This window comes from Escherichia sp. E4385, assembly GCF_963883145.1.
Taxonomy (GTDB): domain Bacteria; phylum Pseudomonadota; class Gammaproteobacteria; order Enterobacterales; family Enterobacteriaceae; genus Escherichia.
Genome location: NZ_CAWOOJ010000018.1, coordinates 145187 through 163946, shown reverse-complemented (window position 1 = coordinate 163946; position 18760 = coordinate 145187). Strand labels below are relative to the sequence as shown.

The window sequence follows — 18760 nt, the reverse complement described above, 5'->3', positions numbered from 1 at the left end:
AGCACCGGAGATAAATATTAAGCAAAGCGAATCTTCATTACCTGATCTGGCAAGCGAAGCTGCTCAACAAGAAGAACAAAGTAACAAAGGCAAATCCGTCAAGGAACGTGGTGCCAATTACGTTACCGAGTCCGCCCAACAGGGCTTTGAGAACCTGACTCCAGAAGCGCTTGAATCCCAGGCGAGAAGCTATCTGCAAGGGCAAATCACATCATCCGCACAGTCTTATATCGAAGGTGCGCTTTCTCCTTATGGTAAAGTTCGCTCTAACCTTTCCATCGGTCAGGATGGCGATCTGGACGGCAGTTCAATCGACTATTTTGTCCCCTGGTATGATAATCAGAGTACGGTCTATTTCAGTCAGTTTTCTGCGCAACGAAAAGAAGATCGAACGATAGGTAATATAGGTTTAGGCGTAAGACATAATTTTGATAAATGGCTTCTGGGGGGGAATATATTTTATGATTATGATTTCACCCGTGGACATCGCCGTTTAGGCTTAGGAACAGAAGCCTGGACGGATTATTTAAAATTTTCTGGTAACTATTATCATCCGCTTTCAGACTGGAAAGATTCAAAAGATTTTGATTTCTATTTAGAACGACCCGCACGTGGCTGGGATATCCGGGCGGAAGCCTGGTTACCTTCTTATCCGCAGCTGGGGGGCAAAATTGTTTTCGAGCAATATTATGGTGACGAAGTGGCGCTCTTCGGCACCGATAATTTAGAAAAAGATCCCTATGCAGTGACGCTCGGCGTGAACTATCAACCCGTTCCGTTACTGACGGTCGGGACAGACTATAAAGCAGGTACCGGAGATAACAGTGATCTTAGTGTTAACGCCACGATTAACTATCAGTTCGGTGTTCCGCTAAAAGATCAACTGAATAGCGATAACGTCAAAGTTGCTCACTCGCTGATGGGCAGTCGCCATGACTTCGTCGAACGTAATAACTTTATCGTGCTGGAATACAAAGAAAAAGACCCACTTGATGTCACCTTGTGGCTTAAAGCAGACGCCACCAATGAGCACCCGGAATGCGTGATTAAAGACACGCCAGAGGAAGCGGTTGGCCTGGAAAAATGTAAATGGACCATCAACGCGCTGATCAACCACCATTACAAAATTGTCGCCGCCTCGTGGCAGGCGAAAAATAACGCTTCCCGCACGCTGGTCATGCCTGTTGTTAAAGCGAATACCATCACTGAAGGTAACAACAACCACTGGAATCTGGTGCTGCCAGCCTGGCAGTACAGCTCCGATCCTGCCGACCAGGAAAAACTCAATACCTGGCGCGTGCGTCTGGCGCTGGAAGATGAAAAGGGTAATCGGCAGAATTCCGGTGTGGTCGAAATCACCGTGCAGCAGGATCGTAAAATTGAGCTGATCGTCAACAACATCGCAGATGTGCCGGATGAGAACAATCACAGCCACGAAGCCAGCGCCCAGGCAGACGGCGTCGATGGCGTGGTGATGGATCTCGACGTCACCGATAGCTTTGGGGATGACACTGACCGCAACGGCAATGCTCTGCCAGTAGATAACCTTTCGCCGCAGCTTTACGATGCGCAGGATAAAAAAGTTACGCTCACCAATAAACCCTGTTCAACCGAGAATCCCTGCGTCTTTATCGCTAAGCAGGATAAAGAAAAAGGCACCGTTACGCTCTCCAGTACGCTACCCGGTACTTTCCGCTGGAAAGCGAGAGCCGCGCCGTATGACGACAGTAACTATGTAGATGTGACTTTCCTCGGCGCGGGGGGCAATGATGTTAATGCCTTTATCTACCGTGTATCTGCGACTAACCCTGTCAATCTTATCGGCAATGAGAAAGAGCATTTGCCTGTTGATAATGCCTATCGCTTTGTCTTGTGGCGCGATGTCAACAACGATGGAGTTTTCCAGCAGTCGGAAAAACTGACGGAAGAGGAAATGGCGCAATACGACTACCAGTGGGAGTTTACCGGGCACAGCGTCAATGGCTATACCGGTGCGCAATCGAATACCAGTAATGAAGATATTGTCATCCCTGCGACAAACGAAGAGGCCGTACAGAAATTTGGTGCCCAAAAAGAAGATGGCGTGCAGGGGTATGGATTACGTGTGGTTTACAGCAAGCACTAGATCGGCGTAATGGCCGATCGGCCAGTCGCTGGATATTAATCAAGGAGAGAATTGAATGAACAATCATTTAACGCGGCCGTTGACGAAAGTCGCGCTGGCGCTGGCTTTAGCGGGGTACTGTGCAGTGCCTGTCGCAATGGCTGAAGGGCAGGGCAATCTTAGAGCTGGGCAGTGGCAATCAGAATCACAAAGTACCGGCACCATTCAGGGGACCGTGCCGTGGATCACCAGAAGTGCTTCAGAGATAGCGGATGCTGATAAATCACATGTCACTATTGATATTGATCGTGGTAGCCGCACGGTCACAACGGACGGTGATAAGCAGTTTCATGTGGGGGACACACTGACAGCCAACTGGGCGATTGGTGATACTCAGGGGGACCTTGATGACAATAACACAGCGACTAAAGCAACCCTCCAGTGGATGAGTTATAGCGACCAGTCAGGAGCAGATCCTAAAGAGATTGGTACCGTAGGGAGCGATACATATACCATCGCGGCTGCGGATGCTGATCGATACATAGGTTTGAAAATCACGCCGACTACCACTACCGGTGATCCGAATGTTGCGGATGAGGTGGTGATGCTTGACCTTTCCACCAATGCGGGCGGTGGTTCTGACAGCGATGATATTCCGGAAGGTCCGGTATTTGATGATGCCGTTCACGTCGTAATTCACGAAAAAGACATCAATACGAATCTGTTGGGTAAAACGACGAAACTCAAAACTAATACCACTTATCAAGTCATGTTGTGGAAAGATAAAAACAACAACAGTACTTATGATGCAGGCGAAGAGGTTACCAGCCAGTACAACTATCGCTGGCGCTTTACCGGAACCAGCCTCCAGTTGGGCACAGCCGGTGGTCTTGTTAATCCGACTTACAACAACAGCGACCTGGTTATCCCTGTTACCAATGCCGAAGCGAAAACCGCGTTCGATTTTGCCGGAAGTGGCGTTGTCCTCGGCAACGATGGCGTTCAGGGCTACGGCTTATCTATCGACTACCAGAGAAAATAATCGTTACCAGCACCATTCCCGCCAGGGAATGGTGTTTTTCCGCGCACTTTGCTTAGCCAGCGTTAAGCAAAGTGGGTTGAGGTGAAAACGCAACTTTTAACGGGCAGGTTTCAATCATGGACGGGGCTTTGAAACTAATAAAAGTAATAACGGCGATTTTATTGCTATCCCTGACCTTGCCTGCAATGGCCGTGTTAAAAGGGGGACAGTGGCAACAATCAAGAGCTTCAACTGATGCTATAAATGGCACCGTTCCCTTTGCAGATAGCGCCAGCGTACCCGTCTATCAAGGAAGTGTTCAGCTTGATCCCACTGTGGAGCATGATATTGCTAATACAGCTATGCCCGGTAATTTCAGCATTGAGGCCAGCGCAACGAGCATGATTTTAACCAACCCGCGCGACAATGAAGGTGACATATTCAACAGTCCGCCATTACTGCGCTGGGAAGATCAAATGTTGCCAGCCGTCACCCTTATCTGGGCAGACGCCGCTACGCCCGATATGCCGCTCACCCCACAACCACGTCCTGATCGTTCCTTTTGTGTACAAAACCTGGCGGGTCATAAACTGGTGGCGATTCCGCAGTTTGATCCAGACAAAACGCTCCCAACATTGGATCTCTTTACCCTTACAGGCGTACCTAATCAGGGAACGGTGTTACTTGATGAAAAACAGGTCACGTTAAATATTGCCAGCGCAGTGGGTGATCTGGTTACTGTCAGTGCCAGTGACTATGATGAAACACTAAACGCGGCTAAAACTACCGTTGGCAACTCAATCACTTTAACCGTAACGACCAAAGATTGTCAGGGTAATACGGCAGGTAATATACCTTTTATTATCAAACGTAAAGATGCGGTAAACCGGCAGAATGTTGTGAATAACACCGGTCCAGTAAGACTCGGAAGTACCGAGTTAACGACTACAGCAACGGAATATCGTGGTACTACCGATGCCAATGGCACCGCTACTGTTACGGTAACGCAGGCGAATGGTCCCGGTGTAAAAACGCCCCTGGTTGTCAGTCTTTCTGGCATTACGCAAAGCAGCGAAACGGCGGTGATCTTTACCGTTCTCACCAGCCCGGATGTCCCGCAGGCTAATATGTGGGGCCATATGGCAGAAACGTTAAAGGCGATGCAATACACCTTCAGCCGTCCGAAACTGGCAGCAGAAGTGGATAATGAAGCGGGTACAGTCATCGATCATAACGAAACATGGTCAACCTTCACCTGGAGTGGTGCAGATAACCACTGCGACATTCTGCCTGGTATGCGGCAGTTTGGTGCGATGAAAACCGTCATTCCTACTTCAGTGCAAGAAGTCGTCGGTTGGCCAATGCAGGGAGATTATTACTGGTCTTCGCTGGCAGGGACCTCCGGGAAGCATCATGCCGCAGATGTTACGAACCATAGCGAAGCACAGCAAGCAGATAGTACGAAGTATCTGGTGAGTTGTGTGGACAAAGACGCACCGGAGGTTGACCCCGAACTGGTGCTGACCCCCGAAAACTATGATGAGAGTTTGCAGGCAGTAAAAGTTCCGGTGGGTGAAGATACACTCATGCGCCTGACCATTACCGATAAAAAAAATAATAATCAGCCGCTGGCTTACTACTATTTCTCACTTCATTTAGATGATGGAATTAACCGTAAAAATCAATCCGATCCCACGTGGGAAGCGCACCCAGTACATATTTCCGGCGACTCGAATTTACACCAGATTGATGCACACAACTATGAAGGCATAACCGACTTTAACGGTCAGGCTACGCTTACACTTACGCAACCAGACGGTGCTGGTGTTAAAACGCATATCACCGCGACAATGCGCAGCAACTTTGCTGCATCGGATGAGAAGGACGTGATTTTTACAGTTATCACCAGTCCGGACAGCGATCAGGCCCGGATGTGGGGGCATATGGCAAGAGGGATTATTTCTGATGGGAATATCTATAAACGCCCACTGCTGGCAGATGAAACGGCGCATGAAGTGGGGGTAATGCGCGAAAACAACGAGGACTGGGCCTTGTTTGATCAAGAGTCCAGTATGCAGAAGGAATGCGGCGTTGGACATATTCCGAGGCAACGTTCTCTGGAAGCTTTATACGTAGCAAATCAAGGAAATGCGATTGGTACTGAGTATGGTTGGCCGACGATAAAACAAGATTACCTCACAGCGGTTGAACAAGCAGATTCACATTCCTCTGTTGCTCTCGATAATGGCTCGGTTACCACTTATTCTGGTTTCAGGCAAAACTATCTCACTTGTTCTGCCAATGATCTCGTGGCTCGTGTCGTGGTAGAAACAGACAAAGATATCTCACCCGGTTCCAATTCTGCTAAAGCGAAGGTGGGTGAAAAAATAACCATGACGGTTCGTACCGTTAACGCGATGAACAATGATACTCCTGTCCCTTTTACCGCATTTACCGTTACCAAAGGGATGAGTCAGAACAGAGCTGGGTTGGTATCTGGTTTTACCGATCCGTCTGGTGGTGCTCTCACAATGAACGGAACCGCCTATGGTACCTCGCAACCATCAGTAATTTATTCAGGTCTTACGGATGCGCAGGGAGTGGCGACAATCGTAATTGAGCAGCCCGCAGGCGTTGGCTTAAGTACACCACTGACAATTACCCCAACTCAATCAGCGGTTCCGAATAATATTGTAAATTACAATGTGACCTTTACCGTGCCAACAAGTCCTGATGTTTCTGTGGCACAAATGTGGGGGCATATGGATGACTCAATTACTGTTGGAACCATGACCTTTAATCGCCCGAAATTAATTCAGGAGGTCAGTGGCGGGCGTAGTCCACAAGTAGAAAATAATGAAAGCTGGGTACGAGTCACTCAGGCGGATATTGAAAACAGTGCTGCGGGCGGTTGTGAAAAAAATAAAGTACCACGCAAAAACCAACTTGCTGCGTTGTACAGTGGCAACACTAACAATGCCATTCAGACAGTACACGGTTGGCCGACTCAGCTCCAGGAATACTGGAGTAGCACTCCAGTCGATAAGGTGCCGCATTTTGCGGCAGTCTGGTTAAATAATGGTAATGTACAAAGCAATGTTACCCCTCCTGTTTATATAAGCTGTCTGGCTACTGCAAATACTGTTGCCAACAGCATCACGTTAGAAATTGTGGATCCAGCTCAGTGGAATAGTAGCCTCAATGCGGCAAAGCTGAAAAAGGGCGAGACATTACAGGTCAAGGTGACAGTAAAAGACGCCGCGGGTAATCCAATGGCAGATATGCCGTTTATCCTTCAACGTGGTGATGGTTATACCCGTTCAGAGGAACGTCATGTGGCGGGTAGCGGCGATGGCATTGTATCCTCAGTGGTTGTCGATGGCGGCCAGCCTGATGAGATAACGCTGAGCGATACCGCCACGAGCTATATCGCAATGACCGGCAGCGATGGCAGCAAGATCCTCACCATTACCCGTCCAGATACCCACGGCACTAAAACGGCGCTGATCGCAGCGTTGTATTCCGACCCGACCAAAAAAGCCAGCATGGACACCATCTTCACTGTGGTGACCAGCCCGGATAGCGCAAATGCCAAAATGTGGGGCCATATGCCGGAAACGCTAACGGCGGGCGGGCTAACGTTTAAACGTCCTTTGCTGTTCTCGGAACTGAGCGGTTCAGCGGGCAATGCGCGCAAAGGGCCTGAAGAAGACAATGAGATTTGGGCTCTGTTTACCGAAGCGCAGGCTGCTAAAAATACTAAAAATAACGGCTGCGGCGCGGATTTTATCCCGACAAAAGACGCGCTGACTACGTTGTCCGGCAACTGGGGCGGGCATACCGTAGACGGCTGGCCGGTGTTGAAAGTTTATGACTCCAGTACGGCGGATAGTGCCAGTGTGGGAAATCGTAATTATCTCGGCGTACAGCTCAGTAACGGTACCAGCAGCGTGCTGGAGACGAACGGGGGATACCTGAGTTGTCAGACGACGGCAAATAAGAAAGTAGCGAAAATTGAGCTGACGTCAGAACAAACGGTTAGCGTGGACGGTCTTGATGCAGTAAAAGTCAAAACCAATTATGAAGATGTTCATGAGCAAATGACGTTCAAAGTGACGACCCGTGATGCCCAGGGGAATGTTGTAGGCAACACGCCATTCTTACTGAGCCACGGGAAAACGGTTAGTCGCCAGAATGTCGAGGTGACCGATTATCAGTCCAGACTGATTTCAGTGACAGACCAGTATAATCACCAGGCCTATCTGCTGAACACTGGTGATAATTTTTATGGCACGACCGGGGCGGACGGTACGGCGACGCTGACCATCAACCAGCCCAATACCGGTTTTGGTGAAAGAATACCGATGCAGGCTACGCTGGATGATACTAGCGTAGTGTCGCAGAGTTTGAGTGCGATCTTTACGGTTGTGACCAGCCCTGATACGCCGAAAGCGAACTACTGGGGGCATATGTCTGAAACCCTCACGGCAAAAAATGGCAAGGTTTTCAGCCGTCCACTGTTGCAGGCTGAAGCCGCATCAACAGCTACTGTAACGGTAAATAATGAAGTGTGGCCGCGGGTTAACATCACGTCTGCACTGGACGGCAGCAATGGCGGCTGCAAAGACAAATTGCCAGTGATGAACGATCTCCAGTCATTGTATGATGCCTGGCCTGACGGAACGTTACAGACTGTGCAGGGATGGCCTCTCTATTTATCATCACCTTTGTTCTGGTCGCGTAATGTGAAATCAAGCGCCGGAACTACCACGCCTTTGTATCAATATATGAATCTCAAAACGGGCGAAGCCGGCGCGACGTCGAGTACGTCCAACACCTATTCACAGGTTTGCCTGGCGACAGCGGAACCGATTGGCAGCGTAACCCTTGCGCCTGCGGCGGAAAACTGGGACAGCGCGCTGTCTGCCGGAAAAGCAAAGGCGGGAGAGGCGATGCCTGTGACAGTAACGGTAACCCATACGGATGGTTCGCCTGCGGCGTATGAGTCGGTGGGGATTCAGCGTGGCGTCAGCACGCAACGAGACGGTACGACTATCGGGAGTTCGTCTACTTTCGATGATCTTGTGCTGGATGAATTTAATCCGGCGGAAACCATGACATCCAGTATCCTCAACGGAAGTGCCAACCTTAACTATCTGCTCTTGCAAACGGATGCTCAGGGGCAGGTCACCTTTAAGCTCCATCAGGATCAATCAACCGGCCTGAAAACCCCGATGAGCGCGACGGCGTTTGGGCGCGCCGATAAACCTATAGTACCGCTGGACGTTATTTTTACCGTTATCACCAGCCCGAACAGCGACAAAGCGCATATGTGGGGCCATATGCCGGAAACGGTCACCGCGGCCGACGGTACTGAGTTTGAACGACCAAAACTGTGGGATGAAATGGGTGCCACCAGCGGTGCGGGTAAACCGCTCTCTAAAGTGAATCTTAATAATGAATACTGGCCTGCGCCACATTCCTCGCAGAGAGGCGATGCGGGGGGAACCGATCCGTGTGAAGAAGCGCGCCACCCTTCGCTGGACGAACTTAAATCGTTATACGCTCGCTACCCTAATGGCACTATCGTGAAAGAGATTGGTTGGCCAGTGAAGCAGAGCGGTTATGCGTGGTGGACCAATGCAACCTGTCCAGCGAAAGAAGGGTCCACTGTTTGTGAAGCAATAGATCTGTACACGGGGCTACTGGCATCAGGGAAAACCTGGGCCTATGAGGCGTGCCTGGTGCATCCACACTCGACGGTTTCTGCCGTGACGCTGACCTCGACGACGTTTGATTCTGCTTATCAGGCGGCGGTGGCAAAAAAAGGCGATGCCATGTCGGTGATGGTTACGGTGAAAGACAGTTCCGGAAGAGCGGTGCCGAACGTGGCCTTTATGTTACACCGCGGCGATGCTGCGCCGCGTAACAGCGGGGCGACGTTGTCGCCTGCAAATGGAGTTAGTGTAGCGGAAATGGATGATATCACCATCCAGCCATCATCAGGAGTGGCTACTCGGTTGGCTGCAAGTGGGGACGAGATCAGTGGCGTGACAGGTGCAGACGGCACGGCAAGCTTTACTGTTCGTCAGGACAATACGCCGGGTTATAAAACGCCGCTAACAGTAACGCTGGATAATTACCCAACTGTGACTGCAACGATGGACACTATTTTTACCGTTTTAACCAGTCCAAATGTCTCTTCAGCTCACTTCTGGGGACATATGGCAGACTCGGTAGTGGTGAATGGCAAAACATTACATCGACCTTTGCTGAAAACAGAATTACCTGCTGGTGCGGTTGCTGTGGTGGCTCCAAATGTGGTCAACGAAACCTGGGCGTTGGGACACAGAGTTGATTCAGCCAAATGGGATATAGCAAAGCAGTGTGGAAGTATGAGCAATGCGCCAACGTACAGTGAGTTAGAAACGCTGCACACAAGTTTTAGCTCGTTGGGGTGGCCTTCAATTACGCCAAGCTATCCCTATTTATCCTCCGAGCAATGCGGAATGTTTGAAGACACGGGGACGCAGGATTGTAGTGTAGTTCTGCAAAATAAGGCAGGTCTAATCGCCTGCTTTCAGTGATGGCATGGTTGTATCTGGTGCTGACATGGTGATATTGCCGGATGCGATGCTGGCGCATCTTGCCCGACCTACGGATTAGCCGCTTTTTTGCGTGGTTTGCGGGTTTTCGTCACGTTGCTCACTACGCTTACCACAATGCCATCATTTAAACGCGTGGTCATCGTATCGCCCGCTTTTACCTGTTTCACCTGCTTTAACACCGCGCCATCTGCGGCGCTGGTGACGCTATAGCCGCGCGCCAGCGTTGACAGTGGGCTAACCGCTTCCAGATGCGTCACCGCATTACCGAAACGTTCACGCGTGGCGCTAAGCTGTGCGCGCAGGGTTTCTGCTAAACGATATTCCAGTTGTTGAATGCGCGTTTGCAAGCGATGAATCTTCGGCTGTGGATTTTGCTGATTCAGCCGCTGTGTTAATCGCACCTGTTGCTGTCCGGCTCGTTTAAGCTGATTTTCCAGCGCAAAGCTCATCCGCTTTTGTAGACGTTCGAGTGTAGTCTGCTGACGCGCCAGCCGAAGCTGCGGATGCTGTTGCTGCAAGCGATGATGAATTTGCGTAAAGCGACGCGTGCGGTTGGCGAGATAATAATCCATCGCCATTTCCAGCCGCTGCTGCGCAGACTGCACCTGGCGCAGTAACTCCTGCTGATTACGGCTCACCACTTCAGCGGCAGCCGACGGAGTTGGTGCTCGTAAATCGGCAACGAAATCGGCAATGGTCACATCGGTTTCATGTCCAACGGCACTGACAACCGGAATGCGACTGGCAAAAATTGCCCGCGCCACGCGTTCGTCGTTAAAACTCCATAAATCTTCCAGCGAACCGCCACCGCGCCCGACAATTAACACGTCGCACTCGTTGCGCTGATTCGCCAGCTCAATGGCACGAACGATTTGCCCTGGCGCATCATCACCCTGTACCGCGGTAGGATAAATAATCACTGGCAATGACGGATCGCGACGTTTAAGCACATGCAAAATATCGTGCAGTGCGGCACCTGTTTTTGAGGTGATGACACCTACACAGTGCGCAGGGGAGGGGAGTAGTTTCTTAAGCTCTTGATCGAACAAACCTTCAGCCTGCAATTTCGCTTTGAGTTGTTCGTATTTCTGTTGCAACAAACCTTCACCGGCGGGCTGCATATTTTCGACGACAATCTGATAATCGCCGCGTGGCTCATAGAGTGTAATATTGGCGCGAACCAGCACTTGCTGCCCGTGTTGCGGGCGAAAGGCCACCCGGCGGTTGCTGTTGCGGAACATTGCGCAGCGTACCTGGGCGGTATCATCTTTGAGCGTAAAGTACCAGTGACCGGAAGCCGGTTGCGTGAAGTTAGAAATTTCGCCGCTGATCCACACTTGCCCCATCTCCTGCTCAAGCAGCAAACGGACGGTCTGATTCAGGCGACTAACCGTAAAAATAGCGGGGGATTGAGATGGTAACATGTGAGCGAGATCAAATTCTAAATCAGCAGGTTATTCAATCGATAGTAACGTGCTGACCGGGGAGCGCAAGCATTATTTGCAAAAAGGGGTAGATGCAATCGGTTACGCTCTGTATAATGCCGCGGCAATATTTATTAACCACTCTGGTCGAGATATTGCCCATGCTACGTATCGCTAAAGAAGCTCTGACGTTTGACGACGTTCTCCTCGTTCCTGCTCATTCTACCGTTCTGCCGAATACTGCTGACCTCAGCACTCAGCTGACGAAAACTATTCGTCTGAATATTCCTATGCTTTCCGCAGCAATGGATACCGTAACGGAAGCGCGCCTGGCTATTGCTCTGGCTCAGGAAGGCGGTATCGGCTTTATCCACAAAAACATGTCCATTGAACGCCAGGCGGAAGAAGTTCGCCGCGTGAAAAAACACGAATCTGGCGTGGTGACTGACCCGCAGACTGTTCTGCCAACCACGACGCTGCGTGAAGTGAAAGAACTGACCGAGCGTAACGGCTTTGCTGGCTACCCGGTTGTTACCGAAGAAAACGAACTGGTCGGCATCATCACTGGTCGTGACGTGCGTTTTGTGACCGACCTGAGCCAGCCGGTTAGCGTTTACATGACGCCGAAAGAGCGTCTGGTAACTGTGCGTGAAGGGGAAGCCCGTGAAGTTGTGCTGGCAAAAATGCACGAAAAACGCGTTGAAAAAGCGCTGGTGGTTGATGATGAATTCCACCTGATTGGCATGATCACCGTGAAAGACTTCCAGAAAGCGGAACGTAAACCGAACGCCTGTAAAGACGAACAAGGCCGTTTACGTGTTGGTGCTGCGGTTGGCGCAGGTGCGGGTAACGAAGAGCGTGTTGATGCGCTGGTTGCCGCAGGCGTTGACGTTCTGCTGATCGACTCCTCTCACGGTCACTCTGAAGGCGTTCTGCAGCGTATCCGTGAAACTCGTGCTAAATATCCGGATCTGCAAATCATCGGCGGCAACGTGGCAACAGCTGCGGGCGCACGCGCTCTGGCAGAAGCAGGTTGCAGCGCGGTTAAAGTGGGTATCGGCCCAGGCTCAATTTGTACTACCCGTATTGTTACTGGCGTAGGTGTTCCGCAGATCACTGCCGTTGCTGACGCAGTTGAAGCCCTGGAAGGCACCGGCATTCCGGTTATCGCTGACGGTGGTATCCGTTTCTCTGGCGATATTGCCAAAGCTATCGCCGCTGGCGCAAGCGCGGTGATGGTAGGTTCTATGCTGGCGGGTACTGAAGAATCTCCGGGTGAAATCGAACTCTACCAAGGCCGTTCTTACAAATCTTACCGTGGGATGGGTTCTCTGGGCGCGATGTCCAAAGGTTCCTCTGACCGTTACTTCCAGAGCGACAACGCTGCCGACAAACTGGTTCCGGAAGGTATCGAAGGTCGCGTAGCCTACAAAGGTCGTCTGAAAGAGATCATTCACCAGCAGATGGGCGGCCTGCGCTCCTGTATGGGCCTGACCGGCTGTGGTACTATCGACGAACTGCGTACTAAAGCGGAGTTTGTACGTATCAGCGGTGCGGGTATTCAGGAAAGCCACGTTCACGACGTGACCATCACCAAAGAGTCCCCGAACTACCGTCTGGGCTCCTGATTCTCTTCGCCCGACTTCATGTCGGGCGATTTATATTATCTGTTTCACTTGCCTCGGAATAAGCGTCAATGACGGAAAACATTCATAAGCATCGCATCCTCATTCTGGACTTCGGTTCCCAGTATACTCAACTGGTTGCGCGCCGCGTGCGTGAGCTGGGCGTTTACTGCGAACTGTGGGCGTGGGATGTGACAGAAGCACAAATTCGTGACTTCAATCCAAGCGGCATTATTCTTTCCGGCGGCCCGGAAAGTACCACCGAAGAAAACAGCCCGCGTGCGCCGCAGTATGTCTTTGAAGCAGGCGTACCGGTATTCGGCGTTTGCTATGGCATGCAGACCATGGCAATGCAGCTGGGCGGTCATGTTGAAGCCTCCAACGAACGTGAATTTGGTTATGCGCAGGTTGAAGTTCAAACTGATAGTGCGCTGATTCGTGGTATCGAAGATGCGTTAAGCGCAGATGGCAAGCCGCTGCTTGATGTGTGGATGAGCCACGGCGATAAGGTAACAGCAATTCCTGAAGGCTTTGTTACCGTCGCCAGCACCGAAAGCTGCCCATTTGCCATCATGGCTAACGAAGAAAAACGTTTCTATGGTGTTCAGTTCCACCCGGAAGTGACTCATACTCGTCAGGGTATGCGTATGCTGGAGCGTTTTGTGCGCGATATCTGCCAGTGTGAAGCGCTGTGGACGCCAGCTAAAATTATCGACGACGCTGTAGCCCGCATTCGCGAGCAGGTGGGCGACGATAAAGTGATCCTCGGCCTCTCTGGTGGCGTGGATTCTTCCGTTACCGCGATGCTTCTGCATCGTGCAATCGGTAAAAACCTGACTTGTGTATTTGTCGACAACGGTCTGCTGCGTCTGAATGAAGCTGAACAGGTAATGGATATGTTCGGCGATCGTTTCGGTCTGAACATCATTCACGTTCCGGCAGAAGAGCGTTTCCTGGCAGCGCTGGCTGGCGAAAACGATCCAGAAGCAAAACGTAAAATCATCGGGCGCGTTTTCGTTGAAGTATTCGATGAAGAAGCGCTGAAACTGGAAGACGTGAAGTGGTTGGCGCAGGGCACCATCTACCCTGACGTTATCGAATCTGCCGCATCTGCAACCGGTAAAGCACACGTCATCAAATCTCACCACAACGTGGGCGGCCTGCCGAAAGAGATGAAGATGGGCCTGGTTGAACCGCTGAAAGAGCTGTTCAAAGACGAGGTGCGTAAGATTGGTCTGGAGCTGGGCCTGCCATACGACATGCTGTACCGTCACCCGTTCCCGGGACCGGGCCTCGGCGTTCGTGTGCTGGGCGAAGTGAAGAAAGAGTATTGTGACCTGCTGCGCCGTGCTGATGCCATTTTCATTGAAGAACTGCGTAAAGCGGATCTGTACGACAAAGTCAGCCAGGCGTTTACTGTCTTCCTGCCGGTACGTTCCGTTGGCGTAATGGGCGATGGTCGTAAATACGACTGGGTTGTCTCTCTGCGTGCTGTCGAAACCATCGACTTTATGACCGCACACTGGGCACATCTGCCGTACGATTTCCTCGGTCGCGTTTCCAACCGCATTATCAATGAAGTGAACGGTATTTCCCGCGTGGTGTATGACATCAGCGGCAAGCCACCAGCTACCATTGAGTGGGAATGATTTAATTCCTGCACTATGAATGAACAAAACCCTCTGTTGCTACAGAGGGTTTTTTATATTGCTGACTAAAGTTAGCAATATAAAAAAGCCTGTAATCCTCACGAATCATAGGCTTGAAGTTACTGACAGCGATTAATTAAACCAACTGTCCGATTTATTCTCTTCTGCTTTACCCACGCTTTTCATCAAATCGCGACCACCTTCTGTCACATTCCTGTTAGCGTCAGCTTCAGATTGCACGACATCAGTTTGCGCGGCTTTGTGCTTCAGCTCCTGATCGATAAATTCGTTCTCGCGCTTAACGCGGGCTTCTTCTTTCGCCAGCGCCAGTTTTTGTTTCTGAATCTCTAAGCTGCGCAGCTCATCTTCATAACTTTGATCGCGTTTTTTATCCGCAGTGGCTTCGGCGTCCAGTTTATCCTGGCGAGCTTTCTTATCCGCTGCTGCTGCCGCCGCTCTTTTATTGGCGGCGGCCTGAGCGTTTGCGCGACGCTGTTTCTCTTGTTGAATTTCCCTGTTGCGCTCCGCGACCCATTCGTCATGCTGCCTTTGCTCTTCATTTTTACCTTGCTGTTCCGCTTCTGCGACAGCCGAGAGTTGATCCTGCAATGATGAGGCGGCAGCCGGATAGCTTAAGGAGGCTAAGATGGCGCAAAGAAAAACTTTCTTCATGACTCCTCCTGATTATTAGCTCTTTTCAGGACATTTGGTATTTGGCTGAATACGCGTTTCGTTATACGTCGTGGTAATAACGACAGCTAAACCCGTCGTAAACTGGCATTCTTTACCCACCTGTGTGGATGTATACACTTTGGTGCCTTCCTTATAAGTTAAAGAAACACCTTCCACTAAGGTTTTATCATTCACCATAGAACCTGCTGCTGCGCCTACAGCTCCGCCGCCAACTGCACCTGCCGTCGTTCCGGAATTACTGCCAGACCCGACGTTGTGGCCGATAACGCCGCCAGCGACTGCGCCAATAAGTGCGCCGAAGGCTTGTGCGTTCCGTTTATTTTGGGAGTTGTCTACGGCAACTTTTGCGGGAAGAATGGAAATGATATTAACGGTTTTAGTTTCTTGCTTGGTATTCAGTTGATCAGTTTGATAAACATCGGCGGCATGATCGTCAGCATTTGATTGGCATCCTGCCAACATGAATGACGCTAAAATTGCCACAGGCAGAAGACATTTTTTAAATTTCATCACTATTCCTTGTTATAGACTTTACGAAAAACAAGACATTTAAGATCATCGAAAGAGGAAAGTAAATGTATAGACTATGAAGGAATAGATTAAATTTATTTAAATTCATTGAATAAATATATATGCATTAACGCATAATAAAAACATATATATTATGTTTAATATACATTGCGTCTTATTGCAGAATGATTCGAAATCAGAACAAAGAGGTAAAAATTTAGATAAATAAATGCCTGCCGCTTTGATAACAACAAAGAGCAACCGTATCTGACAGCATTGAGCCGTCTTGTTCAGTAAAGGTGACGAAGGTAACCGCTAACGTTGTACCGGGGATTCGATAGAGAATGTGGATTGCTGAGCTTCTTTTTTGCTCTGATGATGCTGCCAGGCGCCAACGGAGGAGTAGATAAAGCGGCCAAAGAAGAAGAGAAAGCTGATAAGCAATACGATACGAGTCATGCGACTGTTAAATCGGTGTCGTTTTCGCATACTGGTTGGCTGACTCACAAAGGGTTCCTCAAGGTATGTCCATGCCATGGACGGTACTTACATTAAGGCATACCCGGGCGCAATGGTCAATTGTTCATTATGTAAAAAAGCGTCAGTTGATACATATTTTAATGTTATGGAAGTTAATTTAATTATTTACAATAATGATGTAATAATGACGGGTTAACATGATAAACGTAATAATTCATTGAACAGGGTAATTTTGTTTGATATATATCAATTGGAACTTTCATATGACAATTAGAATCAATGCTCCTTAATTGCGATGAATAATCATCCATCGAAGTCAGGTGGGATGCCTGTCTGAATACACCCTTTCAGGATGTAAGGGGTTCTGCTGAGCATCTATGAAACTGAATGCAACTTATATAAATATACGTGATAAATGGTGGGGGCTTCCGCTGATCCTGCCGTCTATAATCTTGCCTGTTTTTGCCCATATAAATACGTACGCACATATTTCTTCTGGTGAAGTTTTTCTCTTTTATCTGCCGCTAGCGCTGATGATCAGTATGATGATGTTTTTTAGCTGGGCAGCATTGCCAGGTATTGCTCTAGGGATTTTTATTCGCAAGTATGCCGAGCTTGGTTTTTATGAAACGCTCTCGTTAACGGTTAATTTCATTATCATTATCATTCTTTGTTGGGGCGGCTACAGGGTGTTTACTCCCCGACGTAACAACGTTTCACATGGCGATACCCGCTTAATTTCCCAGCGCATTTTTTGGCAGATTGTTTTCCCTGCAACGTTGTTTCTGGTGCTCTTCCAGTTTGCGGCGTTTGTAGGTTTACTGGCGAACAGAACAAATCTGGTTGGCGTCATGCCCTTTAATCTGGGAACCTTAATTAATTATCAGGCTTTGCTGGTGGGTAATCTGATAGGCGTCCCGCTTTGCTACTTCATCGTTCGTTCTGTACGAAATCCATTTTATTTGCGAAGCTATTATTCTCAATTAAAACAACAGATTGACAGTAAAGTTACAAAAAAAGAGTTCGCGCTGTGGTTGCTTGCTCTGGGCGCATTGTTATTTCTGCTATGTATGCCTTTAAATGAAAAAAGCACAATTTTCAGCACCAACTATACCTTGTCGTTATTGCTGCCGCTGATGATGTGGGGAGCGATGCGTTATGGCTACAAGCTGATCTCGTTGCTCTGGGCAATAGTGCTGATGATCAGTATCCATAGCTACCAGAATTATATTCCCCTTTATCATGGGTATACCACTCAACTAACCATAACCTCCTCCAGCTATCTGGTATTTTCTTTTATCGTCAATTACATGGCGGTTCTGGCAACGCGTCAACGAGCGGTGACCAAACGCATTCAGCGGCTGGCTTACGTGGACCCGGTTGTTCATCTGCCGAATGTTCGAGCTTTGAATCGCGCGCTGCGTGATGCGCCCTGGTCCGCGCTATGTTTTTTACGCATTCCCGGTATGGAAATGCTGGTAAAGAACTATGGCATCATGCTGCGTATCCAATACAAACAAAAGCTTTCACATTGGCTGGCACCTTTACTGGAACCCGGAGAAGACGTTTATCAGCTTTCTGGCAATGATCTCGCGCTGCGACTGAATACAGAGTCTCACCAGGAGCGCATTATCGCATTGGATAACCATCTTAAGCAGTTTCGTTTCTTTTGGGATGATATGCCATTGCAACCACAGATTGGTGTCAGCTATTGCTATGTCCGTTCGCCAGTGAATCATATTTATTTGCTGTTAGGCGAGCTAAGTACGGTTGCTGAACTCTCAATAGTGACTAATACCCCGGAAAATATGCAGCGTCGCGGGGCAATGTATCTGCAGCGAGAATTAAAAGACAAAGTGGCAATGATGAATCGGCTACAGCAGGCGCTTGAGCACGACGATTTTTGCCTTATGGCCCAGCCAATTACTGGAGTGCGCGGCGATATCTATCATGAAATTTTGCTGCGTATGCGAGGGGAGAATGATGAACTCATCAATCCTGATAATTTCTTGCCGGTTGCGCATGAATTTGGCTTATCGTCCAGTATCGACATGTGGGTCATCGAACATACATTGCAATTTATGGCGGAAAATAAAGAGAAAATGCCCGCCCAACGATTTGCGATTAATTTGTCGCCAACTTCAGTTTGTCAGGCCCGCTTTCCTGTTAAAATTAGTAAGTTATTAGCGAAATACCAAATAGAGGCGTGGCAGCTTATCTTTGAAGTCACCGAAAGTAATGCCCTTACCAATGTTAAGCAGGCACAGAATACGTTACAACATCTTCAGGAGTTAGGATGCCAGATTGCTATTGATGATTTCGGCACCGGATACGCAAGTTATGCGCGGCTAAAAAATGTGAATGCCAATTTATTAAAAATTGATGGCAGCTTCATCCGTAATATTGCCTCGAATAGTCTGGATTACCAGATAGTGGCATCGATTTGTCATCTGGCACGAATGAAGAAAATGCAAGTGGTTGCGGAGTATGTTGAAAATGAAGAGATTCGCAAAGCCGTACACTCTTTGGGTATTGATTACCTGCAAGGCTTTTTGATTGGTGAACCGCAGCCGTTAATTGCGATTACAGCTGAAAGAGAACCTGTTCGAGAAAGCGCGTAATTCATTTGGGCCAACGCAACAGGTT

Annotated in this window: 11 protein-coding genes; 7 read left to right on the top strand and 4 right to left on the bottom strand. The window is 49.2% G+C overall.

Going from position 1 to position 18760, the window contains the following annotated elements:
* The 3 genes from sinH to AACS80_RS18910 all read left to right on the top strand — a co-directional run.
* Nucleotides 1–2125, top strand: a 2125-nt coding sequence (sinH, locus tag AACS80_RS18920; protein ID WP_138183922.1) for an intimin-like inverse autotransporter SinH, incomplete at its 5' end; no start/stop codon positions are given.
* Nucleotides 2126–2180: 55 nt separating this feature from the next.
* Complete coding sequence (locus AACS80_RS18915; RefSeq protein WP_131162108.1) at nt 2181–3146, top strand: SinI family autotransporter-associated protein; 966 nt, start codon at nt 2181–2183, stop codon at nt 3144–3146.
* Nucleotides 3147–3262: 116 nt separating this feature from the next.
* Nucleotides 3263–9712 carry an adhesion domain-containing protein gene (locus AACS80_RS18910; RefSeq protein WP_138183921.1) on the top strand — a complete coding sequence of 2150 codons (6450 nt, stop codon included), beginning with the start codon at nt 3263–3265 and terminating at the stop codon, nt 9710–9712.
* A gap of 68 nt (nt 9713–9780) precedes the next feature.
* Here AACS80_RS18910 and xseA read toward each other — a convergent pair whose 3' ends face one another.
* Nucleotides 9781–11157: an exodeoxyribonuclease VII large subunit gene (xseA, locus tag AACS80_RS18905; protein ID WP_135410258.1), complete on the bottom strand. Its 1377-nt coding sequence runs from the start codon at nt 11155–11157 to the stop codon at nt 9781–9783.
* Nucleotides 11158–11318: 161 nt separating this feature from the next.
* Here xseA and guaB point away from each other — a divergent pair, with 161 nt between their 5' ends.
* On the top strand, nt 11319–12785 hold the full coding sequence (gene guaB, locus AACS80_RS18900) for an IMP dehydrogenase (protein ID WP_001296289.1): 1467 nt from the start codon (nt 11319–11321) through the stop codon (nt 12783–12785).
* Between the two features lie 68 nt (nt 12786–12853).
* The gene (gene guaA / locus AACS80_RS18895; RefSeq protein WP_000138266.1) at nt 12854–14431 is read left to right on the top strand and encodes a glutamine-hydrolyzing GMP synthase; all 1578 of its coding nucleotides are present in this window, start codon (nt 12854–12856) and stop codon (nt 14429–14431) included.
* A gap of 132 nt (nt 14432–14563) precedes the next feature.
* Here the strand turns inward: guaA and AACS80_RS18890 are convergent, their stop codons facing one another.
* From AACS80_RS18890 to AACS80_RS18880, 3 genes are all read right to left on the bottom strand, one after another.
* Nucleotides 14564–15103 carry a DUF5384 family protein gene (locus tag AACS80_RS18890; protein WP_130207481.1) on the bottom strand — a complete coding sequence of 180 codons (540 nt, stop codon included), beginning with the start codon at nt 15101–15103 and terminating at the stop codon, nt 14564–14566.
* Between the two features lie 15 nt (nt 15104–15118).
* On the bottom strand, nt 15119–15637 hold the full coding sequence (locus AACS80_RS18885; protein ID WP_165382790.1) for an outer membrane lipoprotein: 519 nt from the start codon (nt 15635–15637) through the stop codon (nt 15119–15121).
* Between the two features lie 312 nt (nt 15638–15949).
* Nucleotides 15950–16141 carry a YfgG family protein gene (locus AACS80_RS18880; RefSeq protein WP_165383277.1) on the bottom strand — a complete coding sequence of 64 codons (192 nt, stop codon included), beginning with the start codon at nt 16139–16141 and terminating at the stop codon, nt 15950–15952.
* Between the two features lie 28 nt (nt 16142–16169).
* Here AACS80_RS18880 and AACS80_RS18875 point away from each other — a divergent pair, with 28 nt between their 5' ends.
* Together AACS80_RS18875 and AACS80_RS18870 are read left to right on the top strand one after the other, a co-directional pair.
* Complete coding sequence (locus AACS80_RS18875) at nt 16170–16310, top strand: hypothetical protein (protein WP_165383276.1); 141 nt, start codon at nt 16170–16172, stop codon at nt 16308–16310.
* A 181-nt stretch (nt 16311–16491) separates the two neighbouring features.
* Nucleotides 16492–18735, top strand: a complete 2244-nt coding sequence (locus tag AACS80_RS18870; RefSeq protein WP_135410257.1) for a bifunctional diguanylate cyclase/phosphodiesterase — start codon at nt 16492–16494, stop codon at nt 18733–18735.
* Nucleotides 18736–18760 lie beyond the last annotated feature (25 nt).